Origin of the sequence: Erwinia aeris (genome assembly GCF_041224955.1) — a bacterium.
In the GTDB taxonomy this organism is placed as follows: Bacteria; Pseudomonadota; Gammaproteobacteria; order Enterobacterales; family Enterobacteriaceae; genus Erwinia; species Erwinia aeris.
This window is the reverse complement of sequence record NZ_JBGFFX010000005.1, coordinates 227,829-248,325: the sequence shown is the minus strand read 5'-3', so window position 1 is coordinate 248,325 and position 20,497 is coordinate 227,829. Positions and strand designations below refer to the sequence as shown.

The following is a 20,497-nucleotide window of genomic DNA, read 5'->3' as shown; positions in this document are numbered from 1 at the left end:
TCAGGAGCGAAAGAATGCCAAAACGTACCGACATAAAAAGTATCCTGATCCTGGGCGCGGGTCCGATCGTTATCGGCCAGGCCTGTGAATTTGACTACTCTGGCGCGCAGGCCTGTAAAGCGCTGCGCGAAGAGGGCTACCGCGTTATCCTGGTGAACTCCAACCCGGCGACCATCATGACCGACCCGGAAATGGCCGATGCCACCTACATCGAACCGATTCACTGGGAAGTGGTGCGCAAAATTATTGAGAAAGAGCGTCCGGATGCCGTGCTGCCGACCATGGGCGGCCAGACCGCGCTGAACTGCGCGCTGGAGCTGGAGCGTCAGGGCGTGCTGGAAGAGTTCAACGTCACCATGATTGGCGCGACGGCGGATGCAATTGATAAAGCGGAAGACCGCCAGCGTTTCGATAAGGCGATGAAGAAAATCGGCCTTGAAACCGCACGTTCCGGTATCGCCCATAATATGGAAGAAGCGCTGAAAGTTGCTGAAGACGTCGGCTTCCCATGCATTATCCGTCCCTCCTTTACTATGGGCGGCAGCGGCGGCGGTATCGCTTACAACCGCGAAGAATTTGAAGAGATTTGCGAGCGCGGGCTGGATCTGTCGCCAACCAACGAGCTGCTGATTGATGAATCGCTGATCGGCTGGAAAGAGTATGAAATGGAAGTGGTGCGTGACAAAAACGACAACTGCATCATTGTCTGCTCCATTGAAAACTTTGACGCGATGGGCATCCATACCGGTGACTCCATCACCGTAGCGCCTGCGCAGACGCTGACCGACAAAGAGTACCAGATCATGCGTAACGCCTCGATGGCGGTACTGCGTGAAATCGGCGTGGAAACCGGCGGCTCCAACGTGCAGTTCTCGGTGAACCCGGAAAACGGTCGTCTGATCATTATCGAAATGAACCCGCGCGTTTCCCGCTCTTCGGCGCTGGCTTCCAAAGCGACCGGCTTCCCGATTGCGAAAATCGCCGCCAAGCTGGCCGTCGGCTATACGCTGGACGAGCTGATGAACGATATCACCGGCGGCCGCACGCCGGCCTCGTTTGAGCCTTCCATCGACTATGTCGTCACCAAAATCCCTCGCTTCAACTTTGAAAAGTTTGCGGGCACCAACGATCGTCTGACCACGCAGATGAAGTCCGTGGGCGAAGTGATGGCGATTGGCCGCACCTTGCAGGAATCAATGCAGAAAGCGCTGCGCGGCCTGGAAGTAGGCGCGCACGGTTTCGACCCGAAAGTTGACCTGAACGATGCGGAAGCGCTGACCACCATTCGCCGCGAGCTGAAAGATGCCGGCTGTGACCGTATCTGGTACGTGGCCGACGCGTTCCGCGCGGGCATGTCCGTGGACGGCGTCTTCAATCTGACCAATATCGACCGCTGGTTCCTGGTGCAGATCGAAGAGCTGGTGCGCCTGGAAGAGCAGGTTGCCCGCGAAGGCATCAACGGCCTGACCGCCGATTTCCTGCGTACCCTGAAGCGTAAAGGCTTTGCCGACGCGCGCCTGGCCGTGCTGGCTGGCGTGGCGGAATCAGAAGTGCGCAAGCTGCGTCAGCAGTACAACCTGCACCCGGTTTACAAGCGCGTGGATACCTGTGCGGCGGAGTTCTCTACCGATACCGCCTATATGTACTCTACCTATGAAGAAGAGTGCGAAGCCAATCCCAACCAGGATCGCGACAAGATCATGGTGCTGGGCGGCGGGCCAAACCGTATCGGTCAGGGCATTGAGTTTGACTACTGCTGCGTGCACGCCGCGCTGGCGCTGCGCGAAGACGGCTATGAAACCATTATGGTTAACTGCAACCCGGAAACCGTCTCTACCGATTACGATACCTCTGACCGCCTCTACTTTGAGCCGGTCACGCTGGAAGACGTGCTGGAAATTGTGCGCATCGAGAAGCCAAAAGGCGTGATCGTGCAGTACGGCGGCCAGACGCCGCTGAAGCTGGCGCGCGCGCTGGAAGCCGCAGGCGTGCCGGTTATCGGCACCAGCCCGGATGCGATTGACCGTGCCGAAGACCGCGAGCGTTTTCAACAGGCGGTGGACCGCCTGGGCCTGAAGCAGCCGGCCAACGCAACGGTCACGGCGCTGGAGCAGGCGGTGGAAAAAGCGGTGGCTATCGGCTATCCGCTGGTGGTGCGTCCTTCTTACGTGCTGGGCGGCCGGGCAATGGAAATCGTCTATGACGAAATTGACCTGAAGCGCTATTTCCAGACGGCGGTTTCCGTTTCCAACGATGCACCGGTGCTGCTGGATCGCTTCCTGGACGACGCGGTTGAAGTGGACGTTGACGCCATCTGCGACGGCGAGCGCGTGCTGATAGGCGGCATCATGGAACATATCGAGCAGGCTGGCGTGCACTCCGGCGACTCGGCCTGTTCACTGCCGGCCTATACGCTGAGCAAAGAGATCCAGAACGTAATGCGTCAGCAGGTCGAAAAACTGGCCTTTGAGCTTTGCGTGCGCGGGCTGATGAACGTGCAGTTCGCGGTAAAAGATAACGAAGTCTATCTGATTGAGGTTAACCCTCGCGCCGCGCGTACCGTGCCGTTTGTCTCTAAAGCGACCGGCGTGCCGCTGGCGAAAGTCGCCGCGCGCGTGATGGCGGGCAAAACGCTGGCAGAGCAGGGCGTAACGGAAGAGGTGATCCCGCCTTATTATTCGGTGAAGGAAGTGGTACTGCCGTTTAATAAATTCCAGGGTGTCGATCCTATCCTTGGCCCGGAAATGCGCTCCACCGGCGAAGTCATGGGCGTTGGCCGCACCTTTGCCGAAGCTTTCTCTAAAGCGATGCTGGGCGCGCAAAGCAATATGAAGAAAAGCGGCCGCGCGCTGCTCTCCGTTCGCGAAGGCGACAAAAAGCGTATTGTGGATCTGGCCGCTAAGCTGCAAAAGCTGGGCTTTGAGCTGGACGCCACCCACGGCACGGCGGTAGTGCTGGGCGAAGCGGGCATCAATCCGCGTCTGGTTAACAAGGTGCACGAAGGCCGCCCGCATATTCAGGATCGCCTGAAGAACGGGGAATATGCCTACATTGTTAACACCACGGCCGGACGCCAGGCGATTGAGGATTCCAAACTGATCCGCCGCAGCGCGTTGCAGTACAAGGTGCACTACGACACCACGCTGAACGGCGGTTTCGCGACGGCTATGTCGCTGAATGCCGATCCGACTGAGCAGGTGATCTCCGTGCAGGAAATGCACGCGCAGATCAAACAGGCTTAAAGCGTTTTCTCTGCCCATCCCCGCTACGGCGGGGATTTTTTTATCTCCGCCGCGTTCCCGCCCCAATAACCCGTTTTGTGACGCCTTTAAAATTGATGCGCCAAAAAATGCTATAGGCTTGTCCCGTTGCCGAACCGTCGGCGCTTTTACTCAACATCAGGGATGAAACAATGAAAAAACGCTTAATAGCTCTGGCCTGCATGGCCTTTTTTTCGCAGGCCTTTGCGGCGAAAGACGTTACCACGCAACCTGACTTTTATTTCCTGCAGGAGGCGCAATCCCCCGACAGCCTGACGCTGTTGCCGCCGCCGCCCGCGACGGACAGCATCGAATTTCTTAACGACAAAGCGCAGTACGAGCTGGGCAAAAGCCTGCGCGATACGCCCCGGGGCAAGCAGGCGTGGCAAGATGCGCATGTCGCAGGCGATGGCGTGGCCGCGGCTTTTTCCGGCGCGTTTGGACGAGAAATCAGCAAGAGTAAAACGCCGGAGCTTTATCGGCTGGTGATGAAAATGCGTGAGGATGCCGGCGATTTGGCCACCCGCAGCGCCAAAATTCGCTATATGCGCATTCGTCCTTTTGCTTTTTATCAGGAACCGACCTGCCGCACCGATCAGCAGCAGGAGCTGTCTACCAACGGCGCTTATCCTTCCGGGCATACAACAATTGGCTGGGCTACGGCGCTGGTGCTGACCGAAATAAACCCCGCCAGACAGAATGAAATCCTCAAGCGCGGCTATGAAATGGGCCAGAGCCGGGTAATTTGCGGCTATCACTGGCAGAGCGATGTTAACGCCGCCCGCATCGTCGGCGGGGCTGTCGTGGCCCGTCTGCATGCCGATGAAAGCTTTATGCGACAGTTACAAAAAGCGAAGGACGAGTTTAAACGTCAGACGACGCTGGCCGGAAACCTCGACAGATAACCCACCGCGGAATAACCCTGTGGTCCTGGCCCGTCCGGCGCGCGGGAAGTGCGTATTTTTGCTGCCGTACTGTCACTAAAGCCGCCAAACAAAAAGGCCCGGTTGGCAACAATGCCAACCGGGCCTTCGCTTATCCCCCGCTAATCAGGAGAGCGCGACTTTGATACCGAAAGCGATCAGCACGGTGCCCAGCAGCCTGTCGATCAGCTTCTGCGCGCGGGCCAGGCCACGGCGTACGGGCGGGCTTTGGATCAGCACCACCAGCGTCGGCCACCAGATGGAAGAGAGCGTGATAATAATGCCTGCATACCAAATCTTCTCGCCCAGGCTGGAATGCACGTTCAGCACCTGCGTAAACATCGACAGGAAAAACAGCGTGGCCTTAGGATTCAGCAGATTGCAAAGGTAGCCCTGCATAAAGGCTTTCTTTAACGAGGTGCTTTCCGCCGCGACGTTGCTGAGGTCCATCTTGCTGCCGCCGCGTGAAAGCAGCGCCTGGATGCCGACGTAGATCAGATAAGCCGCCCCGGCATACTTCAGCAGCATAAACAGCCACGGCGTGGTGGTGATCACCACCGCCAGCCCGGCGACGCAATAGGTCATATGCGTTGCCACGGCGCAGTTAACGCCAAGCGCCGTCATCAGCGCGGCGCGGCGTGGATAGCGCGCGGCATTTTTGATAATCAGAAAAAAATCGGGGCCGGGCGAAAGCATGCCCAGCGTCGCAATAGTGACGATAAGTAAACTGGTTTCTAACATGGTGTTCTCAGAATTCAGCAGAAGAGAGAAACCCCAAAGGGTTTGCCGTGGCTATTTTAGCCTGAAGCGCTAATAAATAACACGGCGCCGCTAAACCTTTACTTAATTCGCCAGGTTTTGCTATCGACGAAACTTTCGCCTTTCCGTATGATGGCGCCAATTTTACACCTTGTGAGTATTCTCAGATGATAAGCCTGATTGCAGCCATGGCGACCGACCGCGTTATCGGGATGGAAAATGCCATGCCGTGGCATCTGCCAGCCGATTTGGCCTGGTTTAAAAAGCACACCCTGAACAAACCGGTCATTATGGGACGCCGCACCTTTGAGTCGATCGGCCGTCCGCTGCCGGACAGGCTGAATATTGTGATCAGCAGCCAGCAGGGCGATGCGGAAGGCGTGCGCTGGGTCACTTCCATTGAGGAAGCGCTGAAAGCGGCGGGCGACGTGGCAGAGATCATGGTGATTGGCGGCGGGCGCGTCTATGAACAGCTGCTGCCGCGCGCGGATCGCCTGTATCTGACGCATATTGATGCGGAAGTCGAAGGCGACACGATTTTCCCGGACTACGAGCCGGACGAGTGGCAGTCGACCTTTAGCGAATTTCACGACGCTGACGAGAAAAACACGCACAGCTACTGCTTTGAAATTCTGGACCGTCGACAGTAAGTAACTTTACATTCCTTTCGAACATTTTGTAACCTAAGTGTAACAAAATATCTCTAGCATTGCTTCATTTTACAAACCGTAAAGGAAGCAATGCGCTATGAATAATCAATCGCCGTTACCGAACGAAGCTGTCACGCCCAATCCTGGCCGTCGTAAATTCCTTGCAGGAACCGGGGCATTGAGTCTGGCAGGCTTTATTGGCGGCGGTCTCTCTGTTCCCTCTCTGGCGCTGGCGAAGCCCGTGTCGGGCGGCAGTCAATTGCTGGGCTTTGACGGTATTCCGGCTTCCACAGCGGATGAAATTGCCATTGCCGACGGCTATCAGGCTGATGTGCTGATTTCATGGGGCGATCCGCTGGTCGATGGCGCCCCGGCGTTTGACGCGGAAGGAAAAAACAGCGCAGCCGATCAGGAAAAACAGTTTGGCGATAACAATGATGGCATGAGCTTTTTTGCCATGGAGGGAAGCCGGGATCGCGGCTTAATTGCGGTTAACAATGAATATGTTAATGAGCAATATCTCTATGCTCACGGCGACAGCAAGGCGCACGATGCTGAAGATGTAAAAAAATCGCAGGCGGGGCACGGCGTATCGGTGATGGAAGTCCGTCGTGGCCAGGGAAACCGCTGGGAAGTTGTCCGTCCTTCACGCTATAACCGCCGCATCACTGCCAATACGCCAATGCGTTTTTCCGGCCCTGCCGCTGGCGATGCGGCGCTGCGTACCGCAGCCGATCCGCAAGGAATGAACGTGCTCGGCACCTTTGGCAACTGCGCTAACGGCAAAACGCCCTGGGGTACTTATCTCACCTGTGAAGAAAATTTCGATACCTATTTCGGCACTAAAAAGGCGGATTTCAGCCTGACGGCGGCGCAAAAGCGCTACACGCTGAGCCCCGCCGATCCCGAGCGCAACTGGTCCGATTTCGATCCGCGTTTTGATGTGGCGAAAAACCCTAACGAATTTAATCGTCACGGCTGGATTGTCGAGATCGATCCTTTCGCCCCCGATTCCGTGCCGGTCAAGCGCACCGCGCTGGGCCGCTTTAAGCATGAAAACGCGGCCGTTACGGTAGCGAAAAGCGGCGAGCTGGTGGTGTATATGGGGGACGATGAGCGCGGCGAGTATATCTACAAATATGTTTCCAAAGGCAAGGTCGATCGCGCTAATCCGGCGGCAAATGCCAGACTGTTGGATGAGGGAACGCTCTATGTTGCCATCTTTGACGGCGACAGAAACGGTACGCCGCTGAAGGGAACCGGACACTGGGTAGCGCTGGTTCAGGGGCAGCACGGCCTGACCGCCGACAACGGTTTCCGCACCCAGGCAGATATTTTGATTAACACGCGCGGCGCGGCGGATGTGGTGAAAGCCACACGTATGGATCGCCCTGAGTGGATTGCCGTTAATCCTCATGATGGCCGCGCCTACTGCACCCTGACCAATAACAGCAAGCGAGGCGATGAGGGAATGCCGATCAACGCGGCTAATCCTCGGCCGGATAACATTTATGGGCAGATTATTCGCTGGGATGAGAAAGGGGACGCTACGGCCCAGGCGTTTGACTGGGATATTTTTGTGCTGTGCGGTAATCCAATTGCGCATCCGCAGGGCATATATCGTGGTACGCCGAACATCACCGAGCAGAACACCTTTAACAGCCCTGATGGTCTGGGCTTTGATGAAGCCGGACGCCTGTGGATCCTGACGGATGGTAAATACAGTAATAAAGGCGACTATGAAGGGCAGGGGAACAATCAGATGCTGGTGGGCGATCCGCAGAACGGAGAAATTCGTCGCTTTATGGTGGGGCCCAAATCCTGTGAGCTGACCGGGATCACTTTTACACCGGACTACAAAACGATGTTTGTGAATGTGCAACATCCGGGAGAAGAGAAAGACTCGCACTTTCCTGACAATAGCCCGCGTCCCCGCTCTTCCGTGATAATGATTACGCGCAAGGATGGCGGCGTATTGGGTGCCTGAAAGCGGACGGATACGTTTATCGGCTGAGTAAAGCCACGCCTTTAAGGGCGTGGCGCTCACTCTTTATCGGATAGCAAAAAGCCTGTCGCGAAAGCAATTGACGCTTATGAGTCAGCAGACGGCGCCGCTATAGCGTTCTCATGTTCGTTTGACAACCGTTTTGACGGCTGAGTAAACCAGGTTTTATCTTCCCAGCGCAGCATCGTCAGCGTGCCGCCCCAGCAGCAGCCGGTATCCAGCGCCAGGATATTTTCCGGCGTGCCTTTTCCTTCCAGCGAAGCCCAGTGACCAAACGCAATGGTGTAGTCGCGCGACACCGGCCCCGGAATAGCAAACCACGGCTTTAACGGCGCGGGCGCCGAATCAGGCGTATCTTTGCAGATCATATCCAGTTGGCCGTTAGGAAAGCAGAAGCGCATCCGGGTTAGCGCATTGGTGCTGAAGCGCAGACGAGCCAGCCCGGTCAGCTCCGGCGTCCAGTTGTTGGGCATATCGCCATACATCGCATCCAGAAACAGCGGATAGGTATCGCTGGAGAGCACCGCCTCGACCTCGCGGGCGCAGCTTTGCGCCGTAGCCAAATCCCACTGCGGCGTGATGCCCGCGTGCGCCATCACCAGCTTCTTCTCTTCATCGACCTGGATCAGCGGCTGGCGGCGCAGCCAGTTAATCAGATCGTCGGCGTCTTCCGCTTCCAGCAGCGGCGTCAGCCTGTCCTTTGGCTTGTTGCGGCTGATACCTGCAAACACGGCCAGTAAATGCAGATCGTGATTGCCCAGCACCACTTTTATCGCATCGCCCAATGAACGAACGTAGCGCAGGACTTCCAGCGAAGCGGGGCCGCGCGCGACCAGATCGCCCGTCAGCCACAGGCTGTCCCGGGCAGGATCGAAAGCCACCTGGTCCAGCAGTGACCGAAGCTCATCGTAGCAGCCGTGAATATCGCCAATCAGGTAAGTGCTCATCAACAATCCGAACCTCAGCGCCGGACCAGCGCCCGGATCGCAATCAGAATTAGTGTATGTGGCTGGGGATGGCCAGCCGGAACACCGGGATCGCCACGCGGAAAGCTTCGCCTTCGCTGTCGATCATTTCATAGTGTCCCTGCATGGTGCCCATAGGGGTTTCCAGTACCGCGCCGCTGGTGTACTGAAATTCGTCAGCGGGTGCGATGTGCGGCTGTTCGCCGATAACGCCTTCGCCCTGAACTTCCGTTTCGCGGCCGTTGCCGTTGGTAATCAGCCAGTAGCGGCCCAGCAGTTGAACGGCGTGACGCCCCAAATTACGAATGGTAATGGTGTAGGCAAAAACGTAGCGGTTCTCTTCCGGCGCGGACTGCGACGCAATATAAGCGCTTTGTACATGCACACAAACTCGGGGCGTATCCATGTTTAACTCTCCTGTGGCGTCTGTTGAGGATGCGCAGACAGCCAGTTCGCCAGCTGGCAGTACTGGGCTACGGAGATGTTTTCCGCGCGCAGCGTCGGATCGATATTCATCTCCTGCAGCGCTTCCAGCGTAAACAGATGGCCAAGGCTGTTGCGCAACGTTTTACGGCGTTTGCCGAACGCTTCGGTGGTGATCCTGCTGAGGACTTTAAGATCCTGCACCGGATTCAAAATCGTGGCGTGTGGAACCAGACGAACCACGGCGGAATCCACTTTCGGCGCAGGCGTAAAGGATTCCGGCGGCACTTCCAGCACCGGGATCACCTGGCAGTAATATTGCGCCATTACCGTCAGACGACCATAGGCCTTGCTGCCCGGCCCGGCAACCAGTCGGTTGACCACCTCTTTCTGCAACATAAAGTGCATGTCGCGGATCGCATCAGTATAGCTGAAAAGGTGGAACATCAACGGGGTAGAGATGTTATAGGGCAGGTTGCCGAAGACGCGCAGAGACTGGCCTTTTTCACGGGCGTAGGCCGCGAAATCAAAGGTCATGGCATCCTGCTGGAAAATCGTCAGCTTTGGCCCTAAAAACGGATGGGTCTGCAAACGAGCCGCCAGATCGCGGTCGAGTTCGATCACCGTCATCGCTTCCAGCCTGTCGCCAACCGGTTCGGTTAACGCGCCCAGACCGGGGCCGATTTCGACTACCGCCTCGCCGGGCTGAGGGTGGATGGCGGAAACGATGCTGTCAATAATATACTGATCGTTAAGGAAGTTCTGGCCAAAACGTTTGCGGGCGAAGTGGCCCTGATGGACGCGATTATTCATTACTGCTCTTAATCATGGTAATGGCGAGGTTAAGCGCCGTAATAAAGCTGCCCGCATCCGCGTTGCCCTGGCCGGCCAGCTCTAAAGCGGTGCCGTGGTCAACGGAGGTGCGGATAAAGGGCAGGCCGAGCGTGATATTCACCGCTCGCCCGAAGCCCTGGTATTTCAGTACCGGCAGGCCCTGGTCATGATACATCGCCAGAACCGCGTCGGCATGTTGAAGATATTTAGGCTGAAACAGCGTGTCCGCCGGCAGCGGGCCGGTCAGCTGGATGCCGCTGCGCCGCAGCTCGTCGAGCGCCGGAATGATAACGTCAATTTCTTCACGTCCCATATGGCCGCCTTCGCCCGCGTGCGGATTCAGGCCGCAGACAAAAATATGCGGCTGAGCCAGACCGAACTTGCTTTGCAGATCGGCATGCAGGATGTTGATCACTTCATGCAGGCTGTCGCGGGTAATGGCGGCGGAGACGTCTTTTAACGGCAGATGCGTGGTCGCCAGCGCAACCCGCAGCGCTTCCGTCGCCAGCATCATCACCACGCGGGCACAGCCTGCGCGCTCGGCGAAAAACTCGGTATGGCCGCTGAACGGGATACCGGCGTCGTTGATCACGCCCTTGTGTACCGGCCCGGTAACCAGCGCCGCAAATTCGCCGTTAAGGCAGCCGTCGCAGGCGCGAGCCAGCGTATCCAGCACGTAGTGGCCGTTGGCGACGCAAAGCTCGCCAGCTTTTACCGGCTGCGGCGCGCTAACGGGCAGCACGGTCAGGGTGCCGGCAGCCTGCGGCCGGGCAGCAACGCCCGGCTGATAGTCACGCAGCGTCAGAGGGAGGCCCAGCTTTGCCGCGCGCTCGCGCAGCAAAGCTGGATCGGCGACGACGACCAGTTCAACTGGCCAGTCGCGCTGGGCCAGTTGTAGTGTGACATCGGGACCAATCCCGGCGGGTTCGCCGGGAGTGATCGCCACGCGCATATTACTGAGCATTGGCATCCAGAATTTTCACATAGGCAGAGGCGCGCTGCTCCTGCATCCAGGTTTGCGCTTCTTCCGCAAATTTACGGTTAAACAGCAGGCGGTAAGCACGCTCTTTCTGCGCCGCGTCGGTTTTATCAACCTGGCGCGTATCCATCAGCTGGATCAGGTGCCAGCCGAAAGAGGAGTGCACCGGCGCGCTCATCTGGCCTTTTTTCAGTTTCAGCAGCGCGTCGCGGAAGGCGGGATCGTACACCTCTGGCGAGCTCCAGCCAAGATCGCCGCCCTGGTTGGCGGAGCCGGGATCCTGAGAAAGCTGTTTAGCGGCCTGCGCGAAGGTGGTTTTGCCGCTGTTGATTTCAGCCGCAACCTGCGTCAGCTTCTGGCGCGCCTGATCGTCCGTCATCACCGGCGACGGCTTGAGCAGAATATGACGAGCGTGCACTTCCGTCACGGAGATGCTCTGTTTGTCGCCGCGAACGTCGTTCACTTTCAGGATATGGAAGCCTACGCCGGAACGGATTGGGCCGATGATATCGCCTTTCTTCGCCGTAACCAGCGACTGCGCGAACAGCGAAGGCAGTTCCTGGATGCGGCCCCAGCCCATATTGCCGCCTTTCAGCGCCTGCGGATCGGCGGAGTAGGTGATCGCCAGCTTGCCGAAGTCCGCGCCGCCTTTAGCCTGGCTGACCAGCTGTTTCGCCAGATCTTCCTGCTCGTCCACCTGCTGCTGCGTCGGGTTTTCCGGCAGCGGCAGCAGAATGTGGCTGAGGTTCAGCTCGGTAGACGCGTTGTTCTGCGAGGAAACCTGCGTCGCCAGCGAATCCACTTCCTGCGGCAGAATAGTCACGCGACGACGTACTTCGTTGTTGCGGACTTCGGCAATGGTCATCTCTTTACGGATCTGCTCGCGATAGGTGGCGTAGTTCATACCGTCATAGGCCAGACGGCTACGCAGCTGATCCACGCTCATCTTGTTCTGAGCGGCGATATTGGCAATCGCCTGATCGAGCTGATCGTCCTGGATCTGGATCCCCGCCTGTTTCGCCATTTGCAGCAGAATATTGTCCATCACCAGGCGTTCGACAATCTGGTGACGCAGCGTTTTATCATCCGGCAGCTGCTGACCAGCCTGCTGCGCCTGACTTTTCACCGACCGCATCATGCCGTCGACATCGCTTTCTAACACAACGCCGTTATTGACCACGGCGGCTACTTTATCAACAACTTGCGGTGCTGCAAACGCGGTGCTGGCAGTGAGCGCAGCCCCCAGGATCAGCATTCTCCAGTTCTTCATACTTTTTCCATTTTTCTATCCGCACTGCGGGTTGGCATACTAATTATCACAACATCAGAAAGAGCGCTGATAAGGCAGGATGCCCTGTCGCAGCATTTGCCCGGTGCCCAGACCATAGGATGAGCTCAGGCCGCGCAGCTCAATGTTGAACGAGATTTTGTTGTCGTACGTGCTGCTGTCGTTTTCCCAATTGGTGATTTTACGTTCATAACCCAGACGAATAGCGTAGCAGCAAGAGCTGTACTGGACGCCCAGCAGCTGATCGGCAGGCTGTTTGGCCTTGGTATCGTAATACCAGGCACCGACCACCGACCAGGCATCGGCGATTGGCCAGCTGGCCGTGGCGCCTACCTGCGAAATCCCCTGCTGGTAGCCAGGGTTCTTAATCTGGCTCAGCGTCTGCTGAATATATTCGGGACTGGTGTAGCGGTAGTTCAGCTGCACCAGACGATCGGCATCCCGACGATATTCCAGAACGGCGTTGCCCTGGGAAACGTTATCGATGCGGGTGTCGTACTGCACACCGCCGCGCGCGCCCCAGCGATCGCTAATCTTCCAGTAGGTGTCGCCAGCCCAGACCAGGCTGCCGCGATCGTCGCTGTCTGCGTTCTCCAGTCCGGTACGGGCCGGGGTAAACGAGTAGATTTGACCAATGGAAGCGTTAAAACGTTCAACCAAATCGTTATCAAATATTCGCGTAGTCACGCCGCTGGTCAGCTGATTAGCGGAAGCGATGCGATCCAGGCCGCTATAGGTGCGGTCGCGGAACAGGCCGGTATAGTCGCTTTGCAGCAGCGTTGAGTCGTAAGCGCGCACGGTGCTCTGATCGCGATAGGGAAGGTAGAGGTACTGCATACGCGGTTCCAGCGTCTGCGTGTAGCCTTCCGACCAGTCCATATCGCGGTCAAATACCATCTTGCCGTCGACCTTAAACTGCGGCATAACGCGGTTTACGCTGCTTTTCAGCTGGTTGACTTTGCTGGTATCAACGTTGTTGTTGTAATACTCGACGTCATCCTGCTGATAGTGCGTCGCCAGCAGTTTCGCTTCGGTATTAAGGCTGCCCCAGCCGTTGGAAAGCGGCAGGTTGATAGTCGGTTCCAGGTGCAAACGCGTTGCATCCGGGTAATTATCGTTAACGTTGGTAAACTTCACCGCCTGCGCATAGAGATGCGTATCGAACGGGCCGACGTTGTTCTGATAGTAGTTATAATCGAACTGCGGCTCGGCGCGGTAAACGTCGTTATTGGTCTGGGTGGAGAAGATCTGGAACTGCTTGGTCGACAGCGTCGCATCCCAGTTTTTCTCTGCGTAGCCTACGCTGAATTTCTGCGTAACGTAGCCGTCGGTCGAGTCGCCGTAGGTGGAATCCAGATCGGTAAAGTAGTAAAGATCGCTGACCTTGGTGTAATCAACGTTAAAGCGCCAGTTCTGATCGTAGACGCCGGAGTGCCGCCAGAAGAAGAGCCAGCGGTTAGAATCTTTGTCGTCGGTCATCCCGCGCGTGGCGGCATCTTTATTGTACTGGTCGTCGCTCGGCAGATAATCAAACTCAACCAGGCCCGCGCCCGCCTTGGTCAGGTAGCGGAATTCGTTCTGCCACTGCAGGCCGCGCTTGCTCATATAGTGCGGCGTGATGGTGGCATCAGCCTGCGGCGCAATGTTCCAGTAGTAAGGCAGAATAAATTCAAAGCCGTTGGAGCTGCCGAATTTCGCGTTGGGGATCAAAAAGCCCGAACGGCGGCGGTCGCCAATCGGTAGCTGTAGATAAGGGCTGTACAGCACCGGCACCGCGCCGATCTTAAAGCGGGCGTTCCAGATTTCCGCGACCTGCTCTTCACGATCCTGGATCACCTGCGTACCTGCAACGCTCCAGCTGTTGTCGCCGGGCAGACAGGAGGTGAAGGTACCGTTTTCAAGGATGGTATAGCGGTTTTCACCGCGCTGCTTCATCTGATCGCCGGTACCCCGTCCCTGGCGGCCCACCATTTGATAGGTGCCGTTCCAGACGTTGGTGTCTTTGGTATTCAGATTCGACCAGGCTTTCGGCCCTTTCAGGATGACCTGATTGTCGTCGTATTGCACATTACCCAGCGCGTCAACGGTGCGTACCGGCGTCGTCTGGCCCGGCTGCTGTCGCTGATGCAGCTGCACCTCGTCGGAAAGCAGACGGCTGTTGCCCTGGCGAATATCGACGTTGCCGTTGAACACCGCGTCGTCAGGGTAGTTGCCTTTCGCTTGATCCGCGTTGATAGTAACCGGCAGTTCATTGGTATTTTTACCCTGAATCAGAGGCCGGTTATAGCTCGGTACACCCAGCATACACTGCGAGGCGAGGTCATCTGCCAGACCCTGCTGGCTGTAGAGCGCTGAGCCGATAAGCGTGGCCAGCAAAGTAGGTAGTCGTTTTTTCATACGCGGTATCGAAAATTCCGTGATAGCTGGCATCATGCCGACAAACGGTCAGAGACTAACGCACTCAACTGCGTTGCGCTAGTGTTATCCAGGCTGTTTGACCGCGTTGCCGTTAGGCTCAGAGATAAATGACGGGTATGATAATGCAATTTTTAGCCTTCAGCATGGCGAATTGAGGAGTATATGCGCTATTGGGGAAAAGTAATCGGGCTTGTGCTGGGTTTGTTAAGCGGCACCGGCTTTTGGGGACTGGCGATTGGCCTGCTCTTCGGGCATTTGGTTGATAAAGCGCGAGCGGTTCAGGGGCAGGGCTATTTTGCTAATCAGCAGACCCGTCAGGCGCTCTTTTTCAGCACCACCTTTCAGGTTATGGGCCATCTGACCAAGTCAAAAGGCCGCGTGACCGATGCGGACATCCAGATGGCGTCATTGTTGATGGATCGTATGCAGCTGCACGGCGAGGCGAGAACGGCCGCGCAGCAGGCTTTTCGCCAGGGGAAAGAGGGCAACTACCCGCTGCGCGACAAGCTGCGGGAGCTGCGCAGCGCCTGCTTCGGCCGCTTCGATCTGATTAGGATGTTTCTGGAAATCCAGATCCAGGCCGCGTTTGCCGACGGCTCGCTCCATCCTAACGAACGTCAGGTGCTGTATGTCATCGCGGAAGAGCTGGGGATTTCGCATGCGCAATTCGATCAGTTTTTACGGATGATGCAGGGCGGTCAGCAGTTCGGCGGCGGGGGCTATCAGCACGGTGCCGGTTCGCAAGGCTATGCGCAGGCGCAGCGCGGGCCAACGCTGGAAGATGCCTGTAGCGTGCTGGGCGTAAAAAGCAGCGACGATGCGGCGACCATCAAGCGCGCCTATCGCAAGCTGATGAGCGAACACCATCCCGATAAGCTGGTGGCCAAAGGGCTACCGCCGCAGATGATGGAGATGGCGAAGCAAAAAGCGCAGGAGATCCAGGCGGCTTACGATCTGATCAAGCGTGAAAAAGGGTTTAAATAATTTGTTAGCGGCCGACGAGCGCTTTCGTCGGCCTTTTTAATGCCGGGCTTATTATTAATATTCTTTTTAACACCACGCTGATTTTTTATTAACGCCTTGTCTTTTAATTCCCCTTTCTTGTTAATCTCGCCTGGCTGTAATCACGCCGCAGCCCGTCTGCGCCCTATATTGCTAATATAAATAATCAGAATGATATACAGACAGGTCCTGTCTGAGCGAACGGCAAATGTTTATGCTGGGTTTATCAGCGGGCCGCTATGATAGAGAAATAAAATCCTGACAATATTAAAATGGCTTAATGAGATATGAATAAAGATAAATATTTTCTTTTTCTCTGTGTTGCTATCGCGTCTGAAATAACGGCTACCACGATGCTGGCGCTGTCTAAAGGCATGTCCGTGCTGCTACCGGCATTTACGGCGCTGGCCGCTTATGGTTTCTCCTATTATTTCTTATCGCTGTCCCTTAAAAAAATTCCGCTGGGCCTGGCCTATGCCCTGTGGGCCGGGCTGGGGATTATCGCCACTTCGCTGATCAACCGCTTCCTGTTCCATGTTTCCCTGAGCGGCGGCGCGATTGTCGGCCTGTTAATGATCATAGCCGGGGTGCTGGTGATTAATCTGCTGGCCAAAAGCGATCGCGGTAACGATACCGTGGAGGAAAACTAATTATGCACAGTACGCTGATGGGATTGTTATGGCTTTTTATCGCCATCCTGCTGGAGGTGCTGGCAACCAGCCTGCTGCCTAAAACCGATAATTTTAAACGCTGGGGACTGACCCTGGGCGTCATGGCAATTTACGGCACCTGTTTTTACGCATTATCAAAAGCGATTGTCGTGCTTTCCGTTGGCCTTTCTTATGCCCTGTGGGCCGGGTTGGGCGTGGTTATTATCAGTCTGGTTGGCGTGATTTTTTATCGAAATAAGATCGATAAGTATTCCGTTCTGGGAATTGGTCTTATCGGCATTGGCTGTATTACCATGGGGATATTTTAATGCAGGATATAAACACACGGCTTTTACCTCGTGCTGAGCGTCTGCGCGAGCGTTATTTACAGGCTAAGCCATTTATTTCGGCCGCGCGAGCCAGAGCGGTCACGGAAATTTACCGTCGCTATCCGGGGATGCCGGCAATTTTATTACGCGCGATGGCCTTTCGTCATGCCTGCCGCACGGCGCCGCTGGTGATTGCAGAAGATGAACTGATTGTCAGTCATCCGGCAGGCGCGGCGCGCGGTGGCGAAGTGTCGCCGGAAATCGCCTGGCGCTGGGTGGCGGACGAGCTGGATACCATGTCCACGCGCGCGCAGGATCCCTATGAAATCAGCGAAGAGGTAAAGCGCGAGCTGCGTGAAGAGATTTTCCCTTTCTGGCAGGGGCGGTCGCTGGATGAGGTGGCGGAAACCCGGCTGCGCCACGCGGGGCTGTGGGAATGGAGCACCGTTGAAGGAATTTGTGATTTAAGTATTAAAACGCAGAACGGCGGCGGCGACACCTGTCCGGGCTACGACATTATCCTGCTGAAAAAAGGCATGGGCGGCGTGCAGCGGGAAGCACAGGCGGCGCTGGATAAGCTTTCGCCAACCTGTCCCGAGGATCAGGACAAGCGCTACTTCTATGAGGCGGTCGTGGAAACCTGTCAGGGCGTGGTGGATTACGCCAACCGCTACGCCGACTACGCCCAGGCGCTGGCTGAGCAGACGCCGGACGCGCAGCGCAAAGCGGAGCTGGAAAAGCTGGCCGCTATTTGCCGTCGCGTGCCGGAACAGCCGCCCGCCACCTTTTACGAAGCGCTACAGGCCATCTGGTTTGCGCAGTCGCTGTTTATTCTGGAAGAAAACCAGACCGGCATTTCGCTTGGCCGTGTCGATCAGTACCTGTGGCCGCTGCTGCAGGCCGATCTTGCCAGCGGCGAGCTGACGGAGGAACAGGCGGAAGAGCTGCTTTGCTGCTGGATGATCAAAATGTCCGAGTGCATGTGGATTTGCAGCGCCAGCTCCGCCATGTATTTCGCGGGCTACCAGCCCTTTGTCAATCTGGTGGTCGGCGGCCAGAAGCGCGAGGGCGGCGATGCCACCAATCCGCTTTCCATGCTGATTATGGACTGCTCGCGCAAGCTGAAAATTTATCAGCCAAGCCTGGCAGTGCGGATCCATAACCAGTCGCCGCAGCCTTTTATGCGCAAAATCGTCGAGGTGATCCGCGCCGGGATCGGTTTCCCTGCCTGTCACTTTGACGACGCGCATATCAAAATGATGCTGCGTAAAGGCTTCGATTACGACGATGCGCGCGACTACTGCCTGATGGGCTGCGTAGAGCCGCAGCGTTCTGGCCGCATCTATCAGTGGACCTCGGTAGGTTATACCACCTTTACCTGCGCCATTGAGCTGGCGCTAAATAACGGCAGAAGCGCCAGCGGCAGCCAGATGGGGCCGCAGACCGGCGAGGCCGCTACGCTGAAAAGCTGGGAAGCCTTTGAGGAGGCAGTCAGGCAGCAGCTGCGCCACATTGTGAAGCAGGCCGCAGAAGCCACGCTGATGATGCAAAAACTGCATAAAGAGCTGGCGCCCAAGCCGTTTATCTCCTGCCTGGTCGAAGGCTGTCTGGAGCAGGGCAAGGATGTGATGCACGGCGGCGCGGCAATTAACAACGGGCCAGGACTGATCTGGACGGGAATGGCGGACTACGCCAACGCCATGATGGTGATGCGCGAGCTGGTTTATCAGCAGCAGCAGGTGACGCCAGCGCAGATGGCGCAGGCGCTGCGTGATAATTTCTCCGGGCACGAAACGCTGCGCAACGCCTGCCTGAACGTCGCCAAATTTGGCAACGATATTGAAGAGGTCGATCTGATCGCGCGCGATCTGATCCGCTTTATCGAAAGCGAGCACCGCCGGTACTCGATGCTGTACGGGCCGTTCACCCACGGGACGCTTTCTATCTCTAACAATACGCCGTTCGGCCTGACCACCGGCGCGCTGCCCAGCGGACGACTGGCCGGTATGCCGCTCGCTGACGGCATCAGCCCTTCCCAGCAGACGGACTATACAGGCCCTACGGCGATTATTAATTCCGTTGGCCGGATCAATGTCGAAGAGATGGAGATCGGCATGGTGCATAACTTTAAGCTGCTGCACGGCATTCTGGATACGGAAGAGGGCGAGCAGGGCATTATTACCCTGCTGCGCAGCGCCAGCCTGCTGGGCAACGCGCAGATGCAGTTCAGCTATGTGGACAACGAAACGCTGAAAAAAGCGCAGGAAAACCCCGGGCAGTATCGCAACCTGATGATCCGGGTGGCGGGCTACAGCGCCTTTTTCGTTGAACTCAGCCGCGAGGTTCAGGATGAAATCATCAGCCGTACCCAGCTCCAGTCTTTCTGAGGCCGCCAGCGGGAGCGTGTTCAATATTCAGCGCTTTTCTCTGCATGACGGCCCCGGCGTGCGCACCGTGGTGTTTCTGAAAGGGTGCCAGATGCGCTGCGCCTGGTGCGCCAACCCGGAAAGCCTGGCACCGCAGCCGGAAGTCCTGTTCGATCGGCAACGCTGTGCAAAAGCGCCTTGCGAGCAGCACTGTCCGGGCCGATCGGCCGTTAAAATGGCGGCGGTCGGCTATGAAAGCTGGCCGGATGACCAGAAGTGCCCGGCGGCGGCGCTGCGCAAGGTGGGCAAAACGCTTAGCGTCGACGAAGTGATGCGCACGGTGGCGGCGGATGCGCTTTATTACCGTACTTCAGGCGGCGGGATGACGCTCAGCGGCGGTGAGGCCGCCATGCAGCCTGATTTTTCCCGTGCCTTACTGCGCCGCGCCAGGCAGGAGGGGATCCACACCGCCGTTGAAACCTCCGGCTTCGCCGCCTGGCCCGCGCTCTGGCAGGTCTGCGAAGCCAGCCAGCTGATCCTGTACGATGTTAAGCTGGCCGACGACGTCCTGCACCAGCGCTACACCGGCGTCAGCAACCGCAGCATCTGGCAGAACCTGACGCGCCTGCTGGCGCAGACGATCCCGCTGCGCATCCGCATTCCGGTCATACCTGAGGTGAACGACAGCAGAAAAGAGGCGGAGAAGATGATGCGCGCCATCGCCAGCATGACGCAGGGCAGCCGCTGCTTTCAGGGCATCGATCTGCTGCCTTATCACAATTTCGGCCTGCGCAAGTACGCGCTGACGGACAGGCGGTGTCTTTATGAGGAAATGCACCCCGATCGCGGCAAGCCGCGGGTGGCGGAGCTGGAGAAAATGGCCGTGCGGTATGGGTTAAGCACGACAACGCTGTCCCACTGCATCGGCTGAATAAGGCCTCTGGCGACAGAGGCCTTTGTTCAGAAGTCCGCCGGCTGACGGAAAGTCATCGGCGTCTGGTATTTGGGATGGGTGATGGTGAGCATCTCGGCGTGCAGCAGCAGGCGCGGCGCCATCGCTCTGGCCTCTTCATGCGCGTAAAAGTTATCGCCCAGAATCGGATGCCCCAGCGCCAGCATATGCACGCGAAGCTGATGAGAACGGCCGGTAATCGGCTTTAACCGCACGCGTGCGCTGTTATCCGCCGCATACTCCAGCACCTGATATTCGGTCTGCGCCGGTTTACCGGTTTCAAAGCAGACTTTCTGCTTTGGTCGCAGCGGCCAGTCGCAGATCAGCGGCAGATCGATAAGCCCTTCTTCCTGCGCGGGATGACCCCAGACGCGTGCCAGATAGGTTTTTTTCGGCTCGCGCTCGCGGAACTGGCGTTTCAGCTCCCGCTCGGACGCTTTGGTCAGTGCGACCAGGATAATACCGCTGGTTGCCATATCCAGGCGATGTACGGATTCCGCAAGCGGAAAATCGCGCTGAAGACGCGTCATCACGCTGTCTTTATGCTCGGGCAGCCGACCGGGCACCGACAGCAGACCGCTCGGTTTGTTGACCACGATAATATGCTCGTCCTGATAAAGAACGGCTAAGGGATCTTGCGGAGGATTATAGGGTTCCATCTTTTTGCCTGTGTGGGGCGACCGCAGCCGCCCCG

Annotated in this window: 16 protein-coding genes and 1 pseudogene; 9 read left to right on the top strand and 8 right to left on the bottom strand. The window is 57.1% G+C overall.

The window, feature by feature from the left end:
- Positions 1-14: 14 nt before the first annotated feature.
- Together carB and AB6T85_RS10940 are read left to right on the top strand one after the other, a co-directional pair.
- Positions 15-3,242: a carbamoyl-phosphate synthase large subunit gene (gene carB / locus AB6T85_RS10945; protein WP_253455323.1), complete on the top strand. Its 3,228-nt coding sequence runs from the start codon at positions 15-17 to the stop codon at positions 3,240-3,242.
- A gap of 170 nt (positions 3,243-3,412) precedes the next feature.
- Positions 3,413-4,165: an acid phosphatase gene (locus AB6T85_RS10940; protein ID WP_369895561.1), complete on the top strand. Its 753-nt coding sequence runs from the start codon at positions 3,413-3,415 to the stop codon at positions 4,163-4,165.
- Between the two features lie 144 nt (positions 4,166-4,309).
- Here the strand turns inward: AB6T85_RS10940 and AB6T85_RS10935 are convergent, their stop codons facing one another.
- The gene (locus AB6T85_RS10935; RefSeq protein ID WP_253455321.1) at positions 4,310-4,924 is read right to left on the bottom strand and encodes a LysE family transporter; all 615 of its coding nucleotides are present in this window, start codon (positions 4,922-4,924) and stop codon (positions 4,310-4,312) included.
- A 185-nt stretch (positions 4,925-5,109) separates the two neighbouring features.
- Between AB6T85_RS10935 and folA the strand changes: the two genes are divergently transcribed.
- A complete protein-coding gene (folA, locus tag AB6T85_RS10930) occupies positions 5,110-5,592 on the top strand; it encodes a type 3 dihydrofolate reductase (RefSeq protein WP_253455320.1) in 483 nt (160 codons plus the stop codon).
- Positions 5,593-5,689: 97 nt separating this feature from the next.
- Positions 5,690-7,579, top strand: coding sequence for a PhoX family protein (locus AB6T85_RS10925; protein ID WP_369895560.1), 1,890 nt, complete (start codon positions 5,690-5,692; stop codon positions 7,577-7,579).
- Positions 7,580-7,683: 104 nt separating this feature from the next.
- Here the strand turns inward: AB6T85_RS10925 and apaH are convergent, their stop codons facing one another.
- From apaH to lptD, 6 genes are read right to left on the bottom strand one after another with little or no spacing between them, the layout of a single operon-like run.
- Entirely contained in the window at positions 7,684-8,544 is an 861-nt protein-coding gene (gene apaH / locus AB6T85_RS10920) for a bis(5'-nucleosyl)-tetraphosphatase (symmetrical) ApaH (protein ID WP_369895558.1), read from the bottom strand.
- A 49-nt stretch (positions 8,545-8,593) separates the two neighbouring features.
- Positions 8,594-8,968, bottom strand: coding sequence for a Co2+/Mg2+ efflux facilitator ApaG/CorD (apaG, locus tag AB6T85_RS10915; RefSeq protein WP_369895557.1), 375 nt, complete (start codon positions 8,966-8,968; stop codon positions 8,594-8,596).
- Positions 8,969-8,970: 2 nt separating this feature from the next.
- Positions 8,971-9,798, bottom strand: coding sequence for a 16S rRNA (adenine(1518)-N(6)/adenine(1519)-N(6))-dimethyltransferase RsmA (rsmA, locus tag AB6T85_RS10910; RefSeq protein WP_369895555.1), 828 nt, complete (start codon positions 9,796-9,798; stop codon positions 8,971-8,973).
- Positions 9,791-10,783 (bottom strand): 4-hydroxythreonine-4-phosphate dehydrogenase PdxA, encoded by a 993-nt coding sequence (gene pdxA, locus AB6T85_RS10905; RefSeq protein ID WP_253455316.1) that lies wholly within the window; start codon positions 10,781-10,783, stop codon positions 9,791-9,793. Before pdxA ends, rsmA begins: the two co-directional genes overlap by 8 nt.
- Positions 10,773-12,068, bottom strand: a complete 1,296-nt coding sequence (gene surA / locus AB6T85_RS10900) for a peptidylprolyl isomerase SurA (protein ID WP_253455315.1) — start codon at positions 12,066-12,068, stop codon at positions 10,773-10,775. Before surA ends, pdxA begins: the two co-directional genes overlap by 11 nt.
- 54 nt (positions 12,069-12,122) lie before the next feature.
- Positions 12,123-14,519 (bottom strand): LPS assembly protein LptD, encoded by a 2,397-nt coding sequence (lptD, locus tag AB6T85_RS10895; RefSeq protein ID WP_253455314.1) that lies wholly within the window; start codon positions 14,517-14,519, stop codon positions 12,123-12,125.
- A gap of 147 nt (positions 14,520-14,666) precedes the next feature.
- Here lptD and djlA point away from each other — a divergent pair, with 147 nt between their 5' ends.
- The 5 genes and pseudogenes from djlA to AB6T85_RS10870 all read left to right on the top strand — a co-directional run bounded on the left by djlA (position 14,667) and on the right by AB6T85_RS10870 (position 19,782).
- The gene (djlA, locus tag AB6T85_RS10890; RefSeq protein WP_253455313.1) at positions 14,667-15,488 is read left to right on the top strand and encodes a co-chaperone DjlA; all 822 of its coding nucleotides are present in this window, start codon (positions 14,667-14,669) and stop codon (positions 15,486-15,488) included.
- Between the two features lie 305 nt (positions 15,489-15,793).
- Positions 15,794-16,156 (top strand): DMT family transporter, encoded by a 363-nt coding sequence (locus tag AB6T85_RS10885; protein WP_369895553.1) that lies wholly within the window; start codon positions 15,794-15,796, stop codon positions 16,154-16,156.
- Positions 16,157-16,158: 2 nt separating this feature from the next.
- On the top strand, positions 16,159-16,485 hold the full coding sequence (locus AB6T85_RS10880) for a DMT family transporter (protein ID WP_253455311.1): 327 nt from the start codon (positions 16,159-16,161) through the stop codon (positions 16,483-16,485).
- 20 nt (positions 16,486-16,505) lie between these two features.
- Positions 16,506-18,872 (top strand): annotated as a pseudogene (cutC, locus tag AB6T85_RS10875) (choline trimethylamine-lyase); the annotation flags it as partial.
- On the top strand, positions 18,835-19,782 hold the full coding sequence (locus AB6T85_RS10870; protein ID WP_301251477.1) for a glycyl-radical enzyme activating protein: 948 nt from the start codon (positions 18,835-18,837) through the stop codon (positions 19,780-19,782). The pseudogene cutC and the gene AB6T85_RS10870, both read left to right, overlap by 38 nt.
- Before the next feature lie 29 nt (positions 19,783-19,811).
- On the opposite strand, the gene rluA is transcribed toward AB6T85_RS10870, so the two are convergent.
- Positions 19,812-20,462 (bottom strand): bifunctional tRNA pseudouridine(32) synthase/23S rRNA pseudouridine(746) synthase RluA, encoded by a 651-nt coding sequence (gene rluA / locus AB6T85_RS10865; protein ID WP_253455309.1) that lies wholly within the window; start codon positions 20,460-20,462, stop codon positions 19,812-19,814.
- Positions 20,463-20,497 lie beyond the last annotated feature (35 nt).